Below are 18,436 nucleotides of genomic sequence, written 5' to 3'. Positions count from 1 at the left end.
CGCTACGCTCCTTAGCAGTCCAGGGGGTTGGCTTTGTCGGCGTCGATGCCGAACTTAGTGATGGCGTCAGCCAGCACCTTGGCTTCGATCTCGCCACGGTCGACCAGGGCTTCCAGGGCGGCGAGCACGACCCAGTTACGATCCACTTCGAAGAAGTGACGCAGCTGCTTGCGGCTGTCGCTGCGGCCGAAGCCGTCGGTGCCCAGGACCTTGTATTCCTTGCTCGGTACCCACTGACGAACCTGTTCGGCGAACAGCTTCATGTAGTCGGTCGACGCGATGACCGGACCCTTGCGACCGCTCAGGCACTGCTCGATATAGGTCTGCTGCGGCTTCTGGCCCGGGTGCAGGCGGTTGCGGCGCTCCACAGCCAGACCGTCACGACGCAGTTCGTTGAAGCTGGTGACGCTCCACACATCGGCGCCGATGTTGTACTCGTCACGCAGGATCTTCGCCGCCTCGCGGACTTCGCGCAGGATGGTGCCGGAACCCAGCAGTTGTACGTGGTGCGCGGCCTCCTTGTTGTCTTCCTCGAGCAGGTACATGCCCTTGATGATGCCGTCTTCCACGCCTTGCGGCATGGCCGGCTGCTGGTACGACTCGTTCATCACGGTGATGTAGTAGAAGATGTCCTGCTGCTCTTCGATCATCTGGCGAATGCCTTCGCGGATGATCACGGCGAGCTCGTAGCCGTAGGTCGGGTCGTAGGTACGGCAGTTGGGGATGGTCGAGGCCAGAATGTGGCTATGACCGTCTTCGTGCTGCAGGCCTTCACCGTTGAGGGTGGTACGGCCGGCTGTACCGCCGATCAGGAAACCACGGGTGCGGCTGTCGCCGGCGGCCCAGGCCAGGTCACCGATACGCTGGAAGCCGAACATCGAGTAGAAGATGTAGAACGGCAGCATCGGCTGGTTGTGGCAGGAGTACGAAGTACCGGCGGCGATGAAGGAACTCATGGCGCCGGCTTCGTTGATGCCTTCCTCGAGGATCTGACCCTTCTTGTCCTCTTTGTAGAACATCACCTGGTCTTTATCGACCGGCTCGTACAGCTGGCCGACCGAGGAGTAGATGCCGAGCTGACGGAACATGCCTTCCATACCGAAGGTACGGGCTTCGTCCGGAATGATCGGGACGATGCGCTGGCCGAGTTCCTTGTCCTTGACCAGTTGCGCGAGGATGCGCACGAAGGCCATGGTGGTGGAGATTTCGCGGTCGCCCGAGCCGTCGAGGATGGCCTTGAGGGTATCCAGCGGCGGGGTGGGGATGCTGAAGCTCTTCTGCCGGCGCTGCGGGACGAAGCCACCCAGCGCGTTGCGACGCTCGTGCAGGTACTTGTATTCGGCGCTGCCCGGCTCCGGGCGCACGAAGGGCAGGTTTTCCAGCTCTTCGTCCTTGACCGGGATGTCGAAGCGGTCGCGGAACTGACGCAGGCTGTCGACATCGACCTTCTTGGTGTTGTGCGCGGTGTTCTTCGCTTCACCGGCGCCGGTACCGTAGCCCTTGATGGTCTTGGCCAGGATCACGGTCGGCTGGCCACTGTGGTTCACGGCCTGGTGGTAGGCTGCGTAGACCTTGTACGGGTCGTGGCCGCCACGGTTGAGCTTCCAGATCTCGTCGTCGGAGAGATCCTTGACCATCTCCTTGAGCTCCGGGGTGTTGAAGAATTTTTCGCGCACGTAGGCGCCGTCTTTGGCCTTGTAGTTCTGGTATTCACCGTCGACCACTTCGTCCATGCGACGCTGCAGGGCGCCGTCTTTGTCCTTGGCGAACAGCGGATCCCAGAAGCGACCCCAGACCACCTTGTTGACGTTCCACTGCGCACCGCGGAACACGCCTTCGAGTTCCTGGATGATCTTGCCGTTGCCGCGCACCGGGCCGTCGAGGCGCTGCAGGTTGCAGTTGATGACGAAGATCAGGTTGTCCAGCTTCTCGCGGCCGGCCAGGGAGATGGCGCCGAGGGATTCCGGCTCGTCGCACTCGCCGTCGCCCATGAAGCACCAGACTTTCTGCTTGCCGGCCGGGATGAAACCGCGGGCTTCCAGGTACTTCATGAAGCGGGCCTGGTAGATCGCCTGGATCGGGCCGAGGCCCATGGACACGGTGGGGAACTGCCAGAAGTCCGGCATCAGCCAGGGGTGCGGGTAGGACGACAGACCTTTGCCATCCACTTCGCGACGGAAGTTCTTCATCTGGTCTTCGCTGATGCGGCCTTCCATGAAGGCGCGGGCGTAGACGCCAGGGCTGGCGTGGCCCTGATAGAACACCAGGTCGCCGCCGTGTTCGTCGGTCGGGGCCTGGAAGAAGTAGTTGAAACCGATGTCATACAGCGTCGCGGAGGAGGCGAAGCTGGAAATGTGGCCGCCCAGATCCGGGTCGTCCAGGTTGGTGCGCATCACCATGGCCAGGGCGTTCCAGCGCACCAGCGAGCGAATGCGGCGTTCCATGAACAGGTCGCCGGGCATGCGCGCTTCGTGGGTTACCGGGATGGTGTTGCGGTAAGGCGTGGTGATCGCGTAGGGCAGTTGCGCACCGCTACGGGTGGCCAGCTCGCCCAGACGGGTCATCAGGTAATGGGCGCGGTCTTCACCCTCACGGTCGAGGACGGATTCAAGGGCGTCCAGCCATTCCTGGGTTTCGATCGGATCGAGGTCTTGCATGGCTTGCTCCAGGGCGGAAAGGCTTCCAGAATCGGAGGCCAGTTGGGTCTCGCCGGCTTTGTGGGCGGGCGAGTTGAAGTTCTTGGATTTACCGGGGGTAGGACCGGCCGCGTGTAGTTTTACTACATTTCGACGGCGGATTCAGCCCTCTGGATACATTTCTTCCGTAGTAAAACTACAGTTCGCGGTGTTGCCGGCCGCGCGCGCCCACTACCTCAGGGGTTTGGGGGTCTGCGCCGTATGTCTGGCAGCCCGCCAAAAGGATAGACCATGAGCCTGCCGTTGTTGGTCGAGTTGCCCCCTTCCCTGAGCGCCCTTGCCGAGCGCGCCGAACAGTCATTGCAGGCGGTGCTGGCCGAGCATGATGGGCTGGTCGAGCGAGTTGCGGCCTGGCCGCAAGAACGCCGCAATGCCTGGCGGCAGGTGTCGGCGCTGAGCGATTTCGTCGCTGAGCAGGCTCAGCGTGATCCACAGATGTTCGTCGCGCTGGCGGAGTCCGGTGAGCTGGAGCGCAGCCTGGCATCGGGCGAGCTGCGCCAGCAACTGGAGGCGCAGTTGGCTGAGTGTGCCGATGAGGATGCCCTGGGGCGCTGCCTGCGGCGTTTTCGCAATCGCCAGCAACTGCGCATTATCTGGCGCGACTTCAGCCGCCAGGCGGCGCTCGGTGAAACCTGTCGCGATCTGTCCGATCTCGCCGATGCCTGCATCGATCTGGCCTATCACTGGTTGTACCCACGCCATTGCGCGCAGTTCGGTACGCCGGTGGGCCGGCGCAGCGGCCAGCCGCAGCATATGGTGATCCTCGGCATGGGCAAGCTCGGTGCGCACGAGCTCAACCTGTCTTCGGACATCGACCTGATCTTCGGCTATCCCGAAGGTGGCGAGACCGAGGGTGTTAAGCGTCCGCTGGATAATCAGGAGTTCTTCATTCGTCTGGGGCAGAAGCTGATCAAGGCACTGGATGCGATCACCGTCGACGGCTTCGTGTTCCGCACCGACATGCGCCTGCGCCCCTATGGTTCCAGCGGTGCGCTGGTGTTCAGCTTCAATGCGCTGGAGCAGTACTACCAGGATCAGGGGCGTGACTGGGAGCGCTACGCCATGATCAAGGCGCGCGTGGTCGGCGGTGACCAGGCCGCCGGTGCCGAGTTGCTGGAGATGCTGCGGCCCTTCGTTTATCGCCGTTATCTGGATTTCTCCGCCATCGAAGCGCTGCGTGCGATGAAGCTGCTGATCCAGCAGGAGGTGCGGCGCAAGGGCATGAGCGAAAACATCAAGCTCGGCGCGGGGGGTATTCGCGAGATCGAGTTCATCGCCCAGGCCTTCCAGCTGATCCATGGCGGACGTGACCTCAGTCTGCAGCAGCGGCCGCTGCTCAAGGTGTTGACCACGCTGGAAGGGCAAGGCTACCTGCCGCCGGCGGTGGTTGCGGAGATGAAGGAAGGTTATGAGTTTCTGCGTTATACCGAGCATGCCCTGCAAGGCATCGGTGACCGGCAGACGCAGATGCTGCCGGCCGATGCGCAGGATCAGGCGCGGGTGGCGGCGATCATGGGCTTTGCCGACTGGTCGAGCTTCCATGAGCGCCTGATGCACTGGCGTGGTCGCATCGAATGGCACTTCCAGCAAGTGATCGCCGATCCCGATGAGGATGAGGCGCAGGCCGGCGAAACCGCAGTCGGCGCCGAGTGGCTGCCTTTATGGCAAGGCGCACTGGATGATGAGGCTGCCCAGCTGCAGTTGCAGGAGGCCGGCTTTGTCGAGGCCGTCACGGCCAATCGGCGTCTCGTCGATCTGCGCAACGGGCCGCAGGTGCGTGCCATGCAGCGGCTCGGGCGCGAGCGTCTGGATGCCTTTATTCCGCGCTTGCTGGCGCAGACCGTCGAGCACGACCAGCCGGATCTGGTGCTGGAACGGGTGCTGCCGTTGGTAGAGAAGGTCGCCCGGCGCTCGGCCTACCTGGTGCTTCTGACTGAAAACCCAGGGGCGCTGGAGCGACTGATCACGCTCTGCGCCGCCAGTCCCTGGATTGCCGAGCAGATAGCCCGCTACCCGTTGCTGCTCGATGAGTTGCTCAATGAAGGTCGGTTGTATTCGCCGCCGCTGGCACCGGAACTGGCGGCCGAGTTGCGTGAGCGACTGGTGCGCATTCCCGAGGAGGATCTGGAGCAGCAGATGGAGGCGCTGCGTCATTTCAAGCTGGCCCACAGCTTACGCGTGGCCGCCTCGGAGATCGCCGGTACGCTGCCCTTGATGAAAGTGTCGGATTACCTCACCTGGCTGGCCGAGGCGATTCTCGATCAGGTGCTGGCGCTGGCCTGGCAGCATACGGTGCAGCGTCATGGTCGGCCGTTCCGTGCAGACGGCACACCGTGCGACCCGGACTTCATCATCGTCGGCTACGGTAAGGTCGGTGGCCTGGAATTCGGCCACGGCTCGGATCTGGACCTGGTGTTCATTCATGATGGCGACCCGCAGGCCGAGACCGACGGCGCCAAGCCCATCGACGGCGCGCAGTTCTTCACCCGGTTGGGCCAACGCATCATCCATTTGCTGACCACTCAGACCACCTCCGGCGCCCTGTATGAAGTGGATATGCGTCTGCGACCATCGGGCGCAGCCGGGCTTCTGGTCAGCTCGCTCGGTGCCTTCCAGCGCTATCAGGAGAACGAGGCCTGGACCTGGGAGCATCAGGCGCTGGTGCGCGCGCGGGTGCTGGTGGGATGTTCGCGTTTGGCCGGCGAATTCGCTCGCGTGCGCGCCGAGGTGCTCGGTCGTCAGCGCGATATCGAGGCGCTGCGCGTCGAGGTCAGCGAGATGCGGGCGAAGATGCGTGACAACCTTGGCAACAAAAATACCGCGGCCGGAACGGCGCCGAATGCCTTCGAGGCCACGTCCTCCTTCGATCTGAAGCAGGACGCCGGTGGTATCGTCGATATCGAATTTATGGTGCAATACGCCGCTCTGGCTTGGTCGTGGCAACACCCGGAGCTACTCGAGTTCACCGATAACATCCGCATTCTGGAAGGTCTGGAGCGGGTCGGTCTGATGGGCGCCGAGGATGCCGCGTTGCTGCGTGAGGTCTACAAAAATTACCGCTCGGCGGCCCATCGCCAGGCGCTGCAGAAGCAGCCTGGAGTGGTGCCGGGGGATCAGTTCCAGGATGAGCGCCGCGCTGTGATGCGCCTGTGGCGCGAACTGGGATTGAGTTGAATGACGGGGCTGCGGCCCCATCTTATTGTGCGAACCGTGAAGCGAATTTGAGGAGCAGGCAAGATGTCGATGTCCGACCGTGATGGCGTGATCTGGTACGACGGCAAACTGGTGCCGTGGCGCGAAGCCAACACCCATGTGCTGACCCATACCCTGCACTACGGCATGGGCGTGTTTGAGGGTGTGCGTGCCTACAACACCCCGGACGGCACCGCGATCTTCCGCCTGCAGGCGCACACCGACCGTCTGTTCGACTCCGCGCATATCTTCAACATGCAGATTCCTTTCACCAAGGAAGAGATCAACGAAGCGCAGCGTGCCGCTGTGCGCGAGAACGGCCTGGAAAGCGCCTACCTGCGCCCGATGGTGTTCTTCGGCAGCGAAGGCATGGGGCTGCGCGCCGCTGGCCTGAAGGTGCACGTGATCGTCGCCGCCTGGCACTGGGGCGCCTACATGGGCGAAGAGGCGCTGGAAGCAGGCATCAAGGTGCGTACCAGCTCCTACACCCGTCACCACGTCAACATCGCGATGACCCGTGCCAAGGCCAACGGCAACTACATCAACTCGATGCTGGCCCTGCAGGAAGCCATCTCTGGCGGTGCCGACGAAGCAATGCTGCTGGATCCGGAAGGCTACGTGGCCGAAGGTTCGGGCGAGAACATCTTCCTGGTCAAGGACGGCGTGGTGTACACCCCGGAAGTGACCTCCTGCCTCAACGGCATCACCCGCAGCACCATCCTGACCCTGGCTGAAGAGCATGGCATCAAGGTGGTCGAGAAGCGCATTACTCGCGATGAGGTGTACATCGCCGACGAGGCGTTCTTCACCGGTACTGCCGCTGAAGTCACGCCGATTCGCGAAGTCGACGGCCGCAAGATCGGCGCCGGCCGCCGTGGTCCGGTCACCGAGAAGCTGCAGAAAGCCTACTTCGACCTGGTCACCGGCAAGACCAGTGGCCACGCCGAATGGCGTACGCTGGTCAAGTAAGCGATTGCTCGAAGGCTCGACGGGGAGGCCTCAAGAGTCCGCCGGTAATCTTGCGAGCTAGAGTCAGGCTAGGCGCAACAGGGGCGAGGGCGTGAGTTTACTGCGGTAAATGAACGCCCGAGGCCCTTTGCAACGACGCATGACCGACGCGCAGCTGATTGCAGGCGGGCTCTGAGCCTCCCCGGTCGTTTCTGGAAAAGATATGAAGATACTGATCGTTGGGCCAAGCTGGGTAGGCGACATGGTGATGGCGCAGACGCTGTTCCAGTGCCTGAAACAGCGCCATCCCGAGTGCGAGATCGACGTGCTGGCGCCGGACTGGAGCCGGCCGATCCTCGAGCGTATGCCCGAGGTGCGCGCCGCGCTGAGCCTGCCGCTGGGCCATGGCGTGCTCGACCTGGCCACGCGCCGGCGTATCGGCAAGTCGCTGGCCGGCCAGTACGACCAGGCGATCCTGCTGCCCAACTCGCTCAAGTCCGCCTTGGTGCCCTGGTTCGCCGGCATCCCCAAGCGCACCGGCTGGAAGGGCGAGATGCGTTATGGCCTGCTCAACGATATCCGCACGCTGGATAAAGACCGCTATCCGTTGATGATCGAGCGCTTCATGGCGCTGGCCTATGAGCCCGGCGCTGCGTTGCCGAAACCTTATCCACAGCCGCGTTTGCAGATCGACGAGTCCAGCCGTGAAGCTGCCCTGGCCAAGTTCGGTCTGCAGCTGGATCGTCCGGTACTGGCGCTATGCCCAGGTGCGGAGTTCGGTGAGGCCAAGCGCTGGCCGGCCGAGCATTACGCCAAGGTCGCCGAGATCAAGATCCGCGAGGGTTGGCAGGTCTGGCTGTTTGGCTCGAAGAACGACCATGCCGGCGGTGAAGACATTCGCATGCGCCTGATTCCGGGGCTGCGTGAGGAAGTCAGCAACCTGTCCGGGCAGACCAGCCTGGCCGAGGCCATCGACCTGATGTCGGCGGCCACGGCCGTGGTGTCCAATGATTCCGGGCTGATGCACGTGGCAGCGGCGCTGAACCGCCCGCTGGTGGCGGTCTACGGTTCCACCTCGCCGGGTTTCACGCCGCCGCTGGCTGATCGTGTCGAGATCGTGCGTCTGGGGCTGGAGTGCAGCCCCTGCTTCGAGCGTACCTGCCGCTTCGGTCACTACAACTGCCTGCGCGAACTCAAGCCGCGGCCGGTGATCGAGGCGCTGGAGCGTCTGGTTGGTGATGCCCTGACCTTGGTCGAGGGCGACTGATTTGCGGGTGCTGATCATCAAGACCTCGTCGCTGGGCGACGTGGTGCACACCCTGCCGGCGTTGACTGATGCCGCGCGCGCCATTCCCGGTATTCGCTTCGATTGGGTGGTGGAAGAAGGCTTTGCCGAGATTCCCGCCTGGCATCCAGCCGTGTCCCAGGTGATCCCGGTGGCCATTCGCCGCTGGCGCAAGCATCCGCTGCGCACCTGGCGTAGCGGCGAATGGGCACGCTTCAAGCGGCGTCTGCGGGAAACCCGCTATGACCTGGTGATCGATGCCCAGGGCCTGCTCAAGAGCGCCTGGCTGACCCGTTATGTGTCGGCACCGGTCGCGGGGCTGGATCGCGACTCGGCGCGTGAGCCGCTGGCCAGTCGCTTCTATGATCGCCGCTATGCGGTACCCAAGGATCAACATGCCCTGGAACGGGTGCGCCAGCTGTTCGCCAAGGCGCTCGGTTACACGCTGCCGTCCGGCACGGGTGACTACGGCCTCAACCGTACGGCGATGATGGATGCCGCCGCGCAGCCGTACTTGGTGTTCCTGCATGGCACCACCTGGGCCAGCAAGCACTGGCCCGAAGCTGATTGGCGTGCGCTGGCCGAACGCATGGACGAGCTGGGCTGGGCCGTGCGCCTGCCCTGGGGTAACGAGACGGAGAAGGCGCGTGCCGAACGCATCGCTGCTGGTCTGACACATGCCGCCGTGCTGCCGAAGCTGAATCTGGCTGGTGTGGCCAAGGTTATCGCTGGCGCTAGCGCCTGCGTCTCCGTCGACACCGGGCTCGGCCATCTGGCTGCTGCGCTGGATGTGCCGAACATTTCCCTCTACGGCCCGACCTTGCCCGGCAAGGTGGGCGCCTATGGCCGTAGCCAGATTCACTTGTGCGCCAGCGGCCCGAACGCCGGCAGCGGTGACCGTGACAAGCCCTGCTTCGATGGTCTCGGCGCCGAGCGCGTCGGCCTGGAACTGGAGGCGCTGCTGCTCGCGCCTCCTGGCACCCTATAAGGAGCGGCTATGCAACTGGCCTTCGTTCTCTACAAATACTTCCCGTTCGGCGGGTTGCAGCGCGACTTCATGCGCATCGCCCTGGAATGCCAGGCGCGTGGCCACGCCATTCGCGTCTATACACCGATCTGGGAAGGGGATAACCCCGGCGGCTTCGATGTGCGCGTAGCGCCGGTACGCGCGCTGTTCAACCATCGCCGCAACGAAAAATTCAGTGCCTGGTTGCAGGCTGACCTGAAGCGCGATCCGGTCGACCGGGTGATCGGTTTCAACAAGATGCCGGGGCTGGATGTTTATTACGCTGCCGATGGCTGCTTCGAGGACAAGGCGCAGACCCTGCGCAACCCGATCTACCGCCGCTGGGGCCGCTACAAGCACTTCGCCGATTACGAGCGCGCGGTATTCGCGCCGGAGTCCAAGACCGAGATTCTGATGATCTCCGAGGTGCAGCAGCCGCTGTTCGTCAAACACTACAAGACCCCGCTGCATCGCTTCCACCTGCTGCCGCCGGGCATCGCCCAGGATCGCCGCGCGCCGGCCAATGCTGGCGAGATTCGCGCCGAGTTTCGTCGCGAGTTCAAGCTGGCCGACGATGACCTGCTGCTGGTGCAGATTGGCTCCGGCTTCAAGACCAAGGGCCTGGATCGCAGTCTCAAGGCGCTGGCCGCGTTGCCGCGCGAGCTGCGCAAGCGCACCCGGCTGATCGCCATCGGCCAGGACGATCCCAAGCCCTTTCTGTTGCAGATAAAGGCGCTGGGGCTGTCCGATCAGGTGCAGATTCTCAAGGGACGCAGCGACATTCCGCGCTTTCTGCTGGGGGCCGATCTGTTGATCCACCCGGCTTACAACGAGAACACCGGCACCGTGCTGCTCGAAGCACTGGTTTCCGGCCTGCCGGTGCTGGTAACCGATGTCTGCGGCTACGCCCATTACATCGCTGATGCTGATTGCGGCCGGGTCGTGCCCAGCCCCTTCGAACAGGAACAGCTCAACCGCATGCTCGCCGATATGCTGGCTGATCCCGAGCGCCGTGCATTCTGGGGGCGCAACGGCCTGGCCTATGCCGACAGCGCCGACCTGTATTCGATGCCGAAGAAGGCTGCCGATGTGATCCTCGCGGAGAGGCACGCATGAGTCGCTTGGGTAGGGGGCGCCGTGCGCACCCAAAGGTCGACAGCACGGTGTCATCGGTGCGCACGGATACCCGGCTGGGGGGGCTTGCATGCGCCTGATCCTCGCCGAACCCTTCAAGAGCCTGTGGGCGGGCCGCGATCCCTTCGAGGCCGTCGAGGCGCTCGAGGGCCAGGTCTACCGCGAGCTGGAAGGGCGCCGCACCCTGCGTACCGAGGTCGACGGGCGCGGTTACTTCGTCAAGATCCACCGTGGCATCGGCTGGGGTGAGATCGCCAAGAACCTGCTCACGGCCAAGGCGCCTGTGTTGGGAGCCGCGCAAGAGTGGCAGGCCATTCAGCGTCTGACCGAGGCCGGTGTGCCGACCATGACCGCCGTGGCCTACGGTGAGCACGGCGCCAATCCCGCACGCCAGCACTCGTTCATTATCACCGAAGAGCTGGCGCCGACCGTCGACCTGGAGCAGCTCAGCCTGAACTGGGCACAGCAGCCGCCGAAGCCGACGCTGAAGTGGGCATTGATTCGCGAAGTGGCGAAGATGACTGGCAGTATGCACCGTGCCGGGGTCAACCACCGTGACTGCTACATCTGCCATTTTCTGCTGCACAGTGACCGGCCGATCCAGGCCAGCGACCTGCGTTTATCACTGATCGACCTGCACCGCGCCCAGGTGCGCAGCACCACGCCACGGCGCTGGCGCGACAAGGACCTGGCCGCTCTGTATTTCTCAGCGCTGGATATTGGCCTGACCCGCCGCGACAAGTTGCGCTTTCTCAAAAGTTATTTCGCGGCGGCAGGGAACGAGCGGCCGTTGCGGCAGATCCTGCGGGAGGAGGCGGCGCTGCTGCTCTGGCTGCAACGCAAGGCCGATCGCCTGCTGGTTCGCTATGCACGCAAGTACGCGCCGGGAGCGAAGCATGAGTGAATGGCGCGTCACCGCCCTGGCCACGCCGCAGGCGGCAAAAGCCTTCGCCAGCCTGGATGCGGTGTTTTCCCTGCAGGGCGAGGCGATCACCCGTGATCCGCTGTCGGACGTGATCCGCGTCGAATTCGATGGGCTGCGCTATTACGTCAAGCGCTATCACGGCGCTGGCAAGGGCGTTCGGCGTTTCATCGGCCGGCCGCGGGTCAAGGCCGAGTGGCAGAATCTCAAGCACTTCGCCGCCTGGGGTATTCCCACTGCGCCCATCGCCGCCTACGGCCTGGAGCGCAAGGTCGGCGCCTTCGCCCGAGGCGCGCTGATCACTCAGGAGATCGTCGATACGTTGGACATGTCACGCCTGGCGGCCACGGACGATGCACGTCTGCATGACCGGGCCTGGGTCGACGATGTCAGCCGCCAGTTGGCCAAGGCCACGCGCACGCTGCATGACCATCATTTCGTCCACAACGACCTCAAGTGGCGCAACCTTCTGGTGGACGAGCAGCGCCGGTTGTTTCTCATCGACTGCCCTGCGGGGACCTTCTGGTGGGGGCCGTTCCTGCGCTACCGGATCGTCAAGGATCTCGCTTGCCTGGACAAGGTCGCCAAGTACCACCTGTCGCGCACCCAGCGCCTGCGTTTCTATCTGCAGTATCGGGATCGCGATCGTCTCAACGACAGTGACAAACGACGGATCGTGCAGATCGTGCGCTACTTCGAGGGAAGAGAATGAAGGACTTCATCGAGGGCGAGGATAAAACGTTGCTCGAGCGTCACGGCCTGGACAGCTTCGAGGCCTTATGGGCACTGCAGCTGTTTGCCGTGGACGAGCCCAACACCGCTTCTCGCGGTGGTTGGAGTGCGGTGTACCGGCTCGACCTCGACGGCACCGGCTACTACCTCAAGCGCCAGAGCAATTACCTGACCCGCAGCTTGCATCGTCCGTTGGGTGAGCCGACCCTGGCGCGGGAGTTTCGCAATACCTGCCGCTATCAGCGCCTGGGCATTCCGGCGATGCGTTCGGCGTTCTATGCCGAACGACGCATTGGCGGCGAGCGCCGCGCCGTCCTGCTGACCCGAGCCCTGGATGGTTGGCGGGATCTGGACAGCTACCTGCCGAACTGGTCGCAACTGGCCGCCGTGCAACGCCATGCCATCGCCAGTGCCTGCGGGGTGCTGGCCCGGTGCGTACATGGCCAGGGCCAGGTCCATGGTTGCTTCTATCCCAAACATATTTTCCTCCAACCCAGCGGCGATGGTTTCGTCGCGCAGTTGATCGACCTGGAAAAGACCCGGCCCCTGTTGTTTGGCGAGCGTGATCGGGTCAAGGATCTGGAACCCCTGCTGCGTCGCGCCAGTGCCTGGGGCGATGACGATGTAGCCTGTTTCCTGACCGCCTATCTCGGTGACGCTCGTCAGTTGGGGTACTGGTTGCAACGTCTCACGGCACGATTCAAGGACAAGGCGAGGCGCTCATGAGGCTTGCTTCCCTGGTCGATGCCGGACGTACCCCCGCGCTACCGCTGCTGATCGAGCTGGAGGGGGCGGGATCTATCCAGTTGCTCAGTCTTTTGCGGGTGCTGCCAGGTCAACGCTATGTCGGTCGGGCGCAGTGGCAGGGGCGTGAGGTGCTGGCCAAGCTGCTGGTCGGCGATAAGGCCGAACGGCATTTCGTCCGCGAGCTGCGCGGCGTTCAGCTACTGGCTGAGCAGGGGCTGAAGACGCCCGAGTTGCTTGTCCACGGTTCGACGCCAGGAGGGGGCGGTTGGCTGCTGTTCGAGTTCCTCGACGATGCCGAAAGCCTCGGAGATGCCTGGCAGGCGGTGGCCCATCTGGCGTGGCTGGACGACGCTCGGCAGCGGGTGTTGGGTGAGGCGCTGGCAGCCATTGCAGGGCTACATCGACAAGGTCTGTGGCAAGAGGATCTGCACCTGGACAACCTGCTGCGTCAAAAGGGCAGCCTGTATCTGATCGACGGTGGCGGCGTGCGTGCCGAGACTCCGGGCCAACCTCTGTCGCGAGACAGGGTGCTGGTCAATCTGGGTGTGTTCTTCGCTCAATTCCCGAGTGCTCTCGATCCATTCATCGAGGAGCTGCTGGTGCATTACCTGCTGGTCAATGGCGAGCACGCGCTGCCGCTCGAGGCTCTGCTCAAGGCGGTAGCCAAGGCCCGTGGTTCGCGGTTGCACCAGTTCATGGGCAAGCTCGGTCGCGATTGTTCGGCGTTTTGCGCATGGCGCGGTGCCTCGCGCTTGCAGGTGGTCCGGCGCGAGGAAGATGCCTTGCTGGCGCGATTACTGGCTGACCCTGACGCCGCTATCGCGGCTGGGCAGTCCCTCAAACAGGGTGGTTCGTCTACCGTCGCGCGAGTCGATCAGGGTGCCAGGCAATTGGTCATCAAACGCTACAACATCAAGGGCATGCTGCATTGGCTCAAACGCTGCTGGCGTCCGAGCCGCGCCTGGCACAGCTGGTGCGAGGGCAATCGCCTGGTTTTTCTCGGCATCGCAACGCCCAAACCGCTTGCCGTGCTCGAGTGCCGTACCCTGTGGCTCAGGCGCCGATCCTATCTTGTTACCGAACACGCATCGGGTGTGGATATAATTACTCGTTTCGCGTCCTGCGCGCCTGGCGAGTTACCAGCCGAAGCGGAACTGCGGGCACTGGATGACCTGTTTGCGGCGCTGCTGCGCGAGCGCATCAGTCATGGGGATCTCAAAGGCAGCAATATCCTGTGGCAGGATGGGCGCTGGATGTTGATCGACCTGGACGCCATGCAGCAGCACCGTCGAGCCGGTAGCTTCGCACCCGCCTATGCGAAGGATCGGGCGCGTTTCCTGCGTAACTGGCCGCAGGACAGTACGCTGTACCAGGTTCTGGACGAGCGCCTTCCATCGGTGGTGGCAAAACCGAACAGTTAAGGCAGTAAATGTGCCCGACCGGGGCGACTGAATAACGAACGCTGTTGCTTGAAGCTTGCCGCTTCAAGCCTGCAGCCGCTTTTTTAAGAGGCTTTATCCTTGGCATTGACGATCCTCGGCCTTTCCGGCGCCCTGAGCCATGATCCATCCGCCGCGCTATACATCGACGGCAAGCTTGTTGCTGCCGCCGAAGAAGAGCGCTTCGTGCGTGACAAGCACGCGAAGAACCGCATGCCCTACGAGTCGGCCAAGTTCTGCCTGGAGCAGGCCGGCATCAAGCCGTCTGACGTCGATGTGGTCGCTATTCCTTTTGCGCCCATCAGTCTGTTCGGCAAGGCGCGTTGGCATTACGCCAAGCGTTACTGGTATGCGCCGGATCGTGCGCTAGACGCGCTGCTCATGGGTAACCGCCGTTACAAGCGTTACCGCAAGAAGATCGTCTGGTGCCTGGAACAACTGGGTTTCGATGCCAAGAAGGTCAAGATCGAACCGGTTGAACACCACCTGGCCCACGCCGCCAGTGCTTACCATTGCTCGGGCTTCAAGGAGAAGACCGCGATCCTCGGCATCGACGGTAAAGGTGAGTACGCCACTACCTTCTTCGGCTACGGCGAGAACGGCAAGATCCACAAGATCAAGGAGTTCTTCGACCCGGACTCGCTCGGCGGTCTGTACGGTGCCATCACCGAATTCCTCGGTTTCGAGATGCTCGACGGCGAGTTCAAGGTCATGGGCATGGCGCCCTATGGCGATGCCAGCAAGTACGATTTCTCGCGCCTGGCCAAGTTCGAGAACGGCGAGCTGATCATCAACACCGATTACGCCAATGTCATTGGCCTGCGTCGCTACAAGGAAAAGGGCAAGGGGTTCTACTTCTCGCCCAAACTGATCGAGTGGCTGGGTCCGAAGCGCGAAGGCGATATCGCCGACGACCCCTACATCCACTACGCCGCCAGCATGCAGGCGCTGTTCGAGAAGCTGGCGCTGGAAATGATGGACTACTACCTGGGCGACATTATCCGCGAGACCGGCAAGATCGCCTTCGCTGGTGGCTGTGCGCTGAACGTCAAGCTCAACCAGAAGATCATCGCCCGTCCCGAGGTGAAGGAGCTGTTCGTGCAACCGGCTTCTGGCGACGCTGGTACGTCGGTCGGCGCTGCCGCCTACGTCTCGCACAAGCGTGGTGTGCCGGTGGAGAAGATGGAGCACGTCTACCTCGGCCCCTCGTACAGCAACGAGGATGTCATCGCTGCCTGCGCCAAGCACTCGAACCAGCCGGTGTTCAAACGCATCGACAACACGGCCGAGCGCATCGCCAAGATCATGGTCGACGGCAACCCGGTGGCCTGGTTCCAGGGCCGCATGGAGTTTGGCCCGCGTGCCCTCGGTGGCCGCTCGATCATCGGTTGCCCGAGCGTGCCTGGCGTGGCTGATCGTATCAACGAACAGATCAAGTTCCGCGAACGCTGGAGACCCTTCTGCCCATCGATGCTCGACACCGTGGCGCCGAAGATGCTCAAGGTCGATCACCCGAGCCCGTTCATGACCTTCACCTTCGAAGTGAACGAGGAGTGGAAAGAGCGCGTCAGCGAAGTGGTACATGAAGACGGCACTTCACGTGCTCAGGTGCTGGAGCGTCGCTTCAATCCGCGCTGGTACGACCTGATGCTGGAACTGGAAAAGCTCACCGGTAACGGTGTCTCGCTGAATACCTCGCTCAACCGTCGTGGCGAGCCGATGATCTGCTCGCCGACCGACGCGCTGAACATGTTCTACGGCTCCGACCTGCAGTACCTGATCATGGAAGACATCCTGGTGGTCAAGGATGGCAAGGACTGGTACGACAATGTCGGCTGAGCCGCTGCTTAGCGTTGTCATTCCTACTTACAACTATGCTGGAGTGCTGTCGCGCGCCGTCGACTCGGTGTTGTCCCAGGCCACCCCCGAGGTCGAACTCTGGGTGGTGGACGATGGCTCCAGCGACGACACGCCGGCGGTGTTCGCCAGCCTGAGTCAGCGTCATGGCACCGCCTTCCAGGGCGTGCGCCAGGACAACGCCGGCCCCTCCGCGGCCCGCAACAAGGGCGTGCACCTGGCGCGGGGGCGCCATGTGCTGCTGCTCGACGCCGACGACGAGCTGGTGCCCGGCGTGCTGCCCGGCCTCTGCGAACGCCTGCGCGCCCAGCCCGACATGGACCTGTGGCTGGCCGGACATGTGGCGGTGCAGCCCGATGGCCGCGAGCGCGAGCATCCCGCCAGTGCCGTTCCCGCGGATGCGCTGCAGCGCCTCAAGGGCTACCTGCTGGACAAGCGCATCGCCCTCAGCCATGGCGCCTGTGTACTCCGTCGCGAGTTGCTGCAGCAGCGGCCGTACCCCGAGCACCTGCGGCACAGCGAAGACATCCCGGTGTTCGCCTATTGCCTGAGTCAGCGCCGGGTGGCGGTGCTCGACCTGATGCTGGCGCGTATCCACAAGCATCCCGACAGCCTGCGGCATAACGCCGAGGCGGCACGCCGCGTCGGCCTGGCCCTGGTGGACGAGGTCTTCCGTCAACTGCCGGCCGACCTGCAAGCGCTTAAGCCCGCCTACCGCGCCCAACGTTGCCTGTCGCTGTTCCGCACCTGCCTGTTGGCCGGCGACCGCGCCCAGGCGCGCGGCTACTACCGCGAGGCGCTGCGCACGGATTGGCGGGTGGCGTTGAAGTGGTCCTACGCCCGCAAGGCCATCCGTCTGTGGTTGAGCCGAACCCCATGAAGGTGCTGGCGCTCAGCAGTGCCGGGCGCGAGCCGGATCTGTCCTGCGTTCATGAACGGCTCGGGCAGCTGGTCGACCTCGACTTGCGCATCCTGGGCAAGGACGAGCAGCGCGACCTGCGCCGCTACCTGCGCGGCGTCGATCTGGGGCGTTATGAGCGCGTGCTGCTGGACCTGCACTTCAAGAACATCCGCCGCCAGACCGCCTTCTTGCGGCAGATATCGGGGCTGTTGATCTACGAGGAAGACGCCTGCCAGAACTACCTGGCCGCTTCCCGTTGGTGCGAGCGCTTCAGTCGCTTCTACCGGGCCCTGCCCAACGCACGAATCGTGGTGACGGGCGCCAGCGTCGCCGAACGCCTGCGCGGCGAGGGGTTCAACGTGCATTTCCTCGCCAAGGGCTACGACCCGCGCACCATCTATTGCGAGGAGCGCGCGCGGGATATCGAGCTGGGTTTCGTCGGGCGTACCGCCAGCGCCGCTTACGGCGGGCGCAAGGAACTGCTGGAGCGGTTGGCGGCGCAAGAGCCGCTGCAGCTGCTGCGCACGGCGCCGGGCCAGCCTTATCGCGAGATGCTCAACCGCATCCGCTATTTCGTCAGCGCCGATGTCGGGCTCGGCGAGTACATGGCCAAGAACTTCGAAGCGATGGCCTGCGGCTGCCTGCTCCTGGCCTGGCGCCAGGGTAGCGAGGAGGCGGTCATCGGCCTGCAGGATGGCGTCCACCTGCTGCTGTATTCCGACCTCGACGAGTTGCGCGGGCACCTCGCCGATCTGCGCGGCGATCCGGCGCGGGCCGAGGCGATCGCCGAGCAGGGGCGCCGTTTCGTCGAGGCGCATATGAGCCATGTGCACCTGGCCGAGCATTTGTTCGACGTGTTGCAGCAAGCCTGGCCCGAGGTGGGCAAAGTCTCCGCCTGGCAGACCTTGCGCGCGCGCTTCAATTTCTTTGGCTCTGTCTGAGTTATCTGTTGCAGTGGTCTAAACTGAATCGTGATCTTTCCCAGCATGAGGGATCTATCATGAAAGCGGTTCAGTTTTCGCGGTGGATGGCACAGCTCTCCAGCCTCAACCCAGAGCAACGCGACCAGTTGAGATCCAAGCTCTTGCCAGCTGCCAGGCACTGGCAGGACGCAATCAAGGCCCCAAGCCATTGCCCGCATTGTCAATCGCGGGAACTGCGCCCCTGGGGTTCCAGTGGTGACTTGCCGCGATACCGCTGCAAGGTTTGCGGCAAAACCAGCAATGCCCTGACGGGCACCCCAATGGCGCGACTGAGAAAGCGCCATCTCTGGCAAGACTATGCGGACGCACTGACCCAGAGCCTGAGCGTGCGCAAGGCCGCCGTTCATTGTGGCGTCAGCAAAAACACAGCTTTCCTGTGGCGACATAGGTTTCTTTCTCGGATTGCCGATCACCAGGCCCAGCACGCGTCAGGCATTGTTGAAGCAGATGAAACCTTCTTCCTGGAGTCCTTCAAAGGGCAACGCGAACTGCCTCGACCGCCTCGTCGGCGCGGTGGCAGCGCCCAACGACGCGGACTGTCTGCCGAGCAAATTCCTGTGCTGGTGGTAAGAGATCGCAGTGGTCAGCAGGCAG

General features: G+C 63.3%; 13 protein-coding genes and 1 pseudogene. 13 read left to right on the top strand and 1 reads right to left on the bottom strand.

Annotation, left to right across the window (positions count from 1 at the left end; translation table 11 throughout):
• Positions 1–11 precede the first annotated feature (11 nt).
• Positions 12–2,657 carry a pyruvate dehydrogenase (acetyl-transferring), homodimeric type gene (aceE, locus tag DBO86_RS07650; RefSeq protein ID WP_108233386.1) on the bottom strand — a complete coding sequence of 882 codons (2,646 nt, stop codon included), beginning with the start codon at positions 2,655–2,657 and terminating at the stop codon, positions 12–14.
• 270 nt (positions 2,658–2,927) lie between these two features.
• Between aceE and glnE the strand changes: the two genes are divergently transcribed.
• The 13 genes and pseudogenes from glnE to DBO86_RS07585 all read left to right on the top strand — a co-directional run.
• Positions 2,928–5,870 carry a bifunctional [glutamate--ammonia ligase]-adenylyl-L-tyrosine phosphorylase/[glutamate--ammonia-ligase] adenylyltransferase gene (glnE, locus tag DBO86_RS07645; protein ID WP_108233385.1) on the top strand — a complete coding sequence of 981 codons (2,943 nt, stop codon included), beginning with the start codon at positions 2,928–2,930 and terminating at the stop codon, positions 5,868–5,870.
• Between the two features lie 63 nt (positions 5,871–5,933).
• Positions 5,934–6,857, top strand: a complete 924-nt coding sequence (locus DBO86_RS07640; RefSeq protein WP_003459089.1) for a branched-chain amino acid transaminase — start codon at positions 5,934–5,936, stop codon at positions 6,855–6,857.
• A 202-nt stretch (positions 6,858–7,059) separates the two neighbouring features.
• Positions 7,060–8,103, top strand: coding sequence for a lipopolysaccharide heptosyltransferase II (waaF, locus tag DBO86_RS07635; protein ID WP_108233384.1), 1,044 nt, complete (start codon positions 7,060–7,062; stop codon positions 8,101–8,103).
• A gap of 1 nt (position 8,104) precedes the next feature.
• Positions 8,105–9,109 carry a lipopolysaccharide heptosyltransferase RfaC gene (rfaC, locus tag DBO86_RS07630; protein ID WP_074855115.1) on the top strand — a complete coding sequence of 335 codons (1,005 nt, stop codon included), beginning with the start codon at positions 8,105–8,107 and terminating at the stop codon, positions 9,107–9,109.
• A gap of 9 nt (positions 9,110–9,118) precedes the next feature.
• A complete protein-coding gene (locus DBO86_RS07625) occupies positions 9,119–10,243 on the top strand; it encodes a glycosyltransferase family 4 protein (protein ID WP_108233383.1) in 1,125 nt (374 codons plus the stop codon).
• Positions 10,244–10,331: 88 nt separating this feature from the next.
• Positions 10,332–11,165 (top strand): lipopolysaccharide core heptose(I) kinase RfaP, encoded by an 834-nt coding sequence (gene rfaP, locus DBO86_RS07620; protein ID WP_108233382.1) that lies wholly within the window; start codon positions 10,332–10,334, stop codon positions 11,163–11,165.
• The gene (locus DBO86_RS07615) at positions 11,158–11,895 is read left to right on the top strand and encodes a lipopolysaccharide kinase InaA family protein (RefSeq protein WP_084340777.1); all 738 of its coding nucleotides are present in this window, start codon (positions 11,158–11,160) and stop codon (positions 11,893–11,895) included. The genes rfaP and DBO86_RS07615 overlap by 8 nt, the downstream gene beginning before the upstream one ends.
• The gene (locus DBO86_RS07610; protein ID WP_084340778.1) at positions 11,892–12,641 is read left to right on the top strand and encodes a lipopolysaccharide kinase InaA family protein; all 750 of its coding nucleotides are present in this window, start codon (positions 11,892–11,894) and stop codon (positions 12,639–12,641) included. The genes DBO86_RS07615 and DBO86_RS07610 overlap by 4 nt, the downstream gene beginning before the upstream one ends.
• Positions 12,638–14,083: a lipopolysaccharide kinase InaA family protein gene (locus DBO86_RS07605; RefSeq protein WP_108233381.1), complete on the top strand. Its 1,446-nt coding sequence runs from the start codon at positions 12,638–12,640 to the stop codon at positions 14,081–14,083. Before DBO86_RS07610 ends, DBO86_RS07605 begins: the two co-directional genes overlap by 4 nt.
• 99 nt (positions 14,084–14,182) lie before the next feature.
• A complete protein-coding gene (locus tag DBO86_RS07600; RefSeq protein ID WP_108233380.1) occupies positions 14,183–15,940 on the top strand; it encodes a carbamoyltransferase family protein in 1,758 nt (585 codons plus the stop codon).
• Complete coding sequence (locus tag DBO86_RS07595) at positions 15,930–16,838, top strand: glycosyltransferase family 2 protein (RefSeq protein ID WP_108233379.1); 909 nt, start codon at positions 15,930–15,932, stop codon at positions 16,836–16,838. The genes DBO86_RS07600 and DBO86_RS07595 overlap by 11 nt, the downstream gene beginning before the upstream one ends.
• Complete coding sequence (locus DBO86_RS07590; protein WP_108233378.1) at positions 16,835–17,800, top strand: glycosyltransferase family protein; 966 nt, start codon at positions 16,835–16,837, stop codon at positions 17,798–17,800. Before DBO86_RS07595 ends, DBO86_RS07590 begins: the two co-directional genes overlap by 4 nt.
• 59 nt (positions 17,801–17,859) lie before the next feature.
• Positions 17,860–18,436 (top strand): annotated as a pseudogene (locus DBO86_RS07585) (IS1595-like element ISAchd1 family transposase); the annotation flags it as partial.

Source organism: Ectopseudomonas oleovorans (genome assembly GCF_003052605.1).
Taxonomy (GTDB): domain Bacteria; phylum Pseudomonadota; class Gammaproteobacteria; order Pseudomonadales; family Pseudomonadaceae; genus Aquipseudomonas; species Aquipseudomonas oleovorans_A.
The sequence above is the reverse complement of the archived record's forward strand: the minus strand, read 5'-3'. Positions and strand labels throughout refer to the sequence as shown.

What these genes read in the sequence shown, in the direction of transcription:
- glnE (WP_108233385.1), top strand. Translation starts at nt 2,928, where the DNA reads ATGAGCCTGCCGTTGTTGGTCGAGTTGCCCCCTTCCCTGAGCGCCCTT.
- DBO86_RS07640 (WP_003459089.1), top strand. Translation starts at nt 5,934, where the DNA reads ATGTCGATGTCCGACCGTGATGGCGTGATCTGGTACGACGGCAAACTG.
- DBO86_RS07605 (WP_108233381.1), top strand. Translation starts at nt 12,638, where the DNA reads ATGAGGCTTGCTTCCCTGGTCGATGCCGGACGTACCCCCGCGCTACCG.
- DBO86_RS07615 (WP_084340777.1), top strand. Translation starts at nt 11,158, where the DNA reads ATGAGTGAATGGCGCGTCACCGCCCTGGCCACGCCGCAGGCGGCAAAA.
- DBO86_RS07595 (WP_108233379.1), top strand. Translation starts at nt 15,930, where the DNA reads ATGTCGGCTGAGCCGCTGCTTAGCGTTGTCATTCCTACTTACAACTAT.
- DBO86_RS07590 (WP_108233378.1), top strand. Translation starts at nt 16,835, where the DNA reads ATGAAGGTGCTGGCGCTCAGCAGTGCCGGGCGCGAGCCGGATCTGTCC.
- rfaP (WP_108233382.1), top strand. Translation starts at nt 10,332, where the DNA reads ATGCGCCTGATCCTCGCCGAACCCTTCAAGAGCCTGTGGGCGGGCCGC.
- DBO86_RS07610 (WP_084340778.1), top strand. Translation starts at nt 11,892, where the DNA reads ATGAAGGACTTCATCGAGGGCGAGGATAAAACGTTGCTCGAGCGTCAC.
- DBO86_RS07625 (WP_108233383.1), top strand. Translation starts at nt 9,119, where the DNA reads ATGCAACTGGCCTTCGTTCTCTACAAATACTTCCCGTTCGGCGGGTTG.
- waaF (WP_108233384.1), top strand. Translation starts at nt 7,060, where the DNA reads ATGAAGATACTGATCGTTGGGCCAAGCTGGGTAGGCGACATGGTGATG.
- aceE (WP_108233386.1), bottom strand. Translation starts at nt 2,657, where the DNA reads ATGCAAGACCTCGATCCGATCGAAACCCAGGAATGGCTGGACGCCCTT.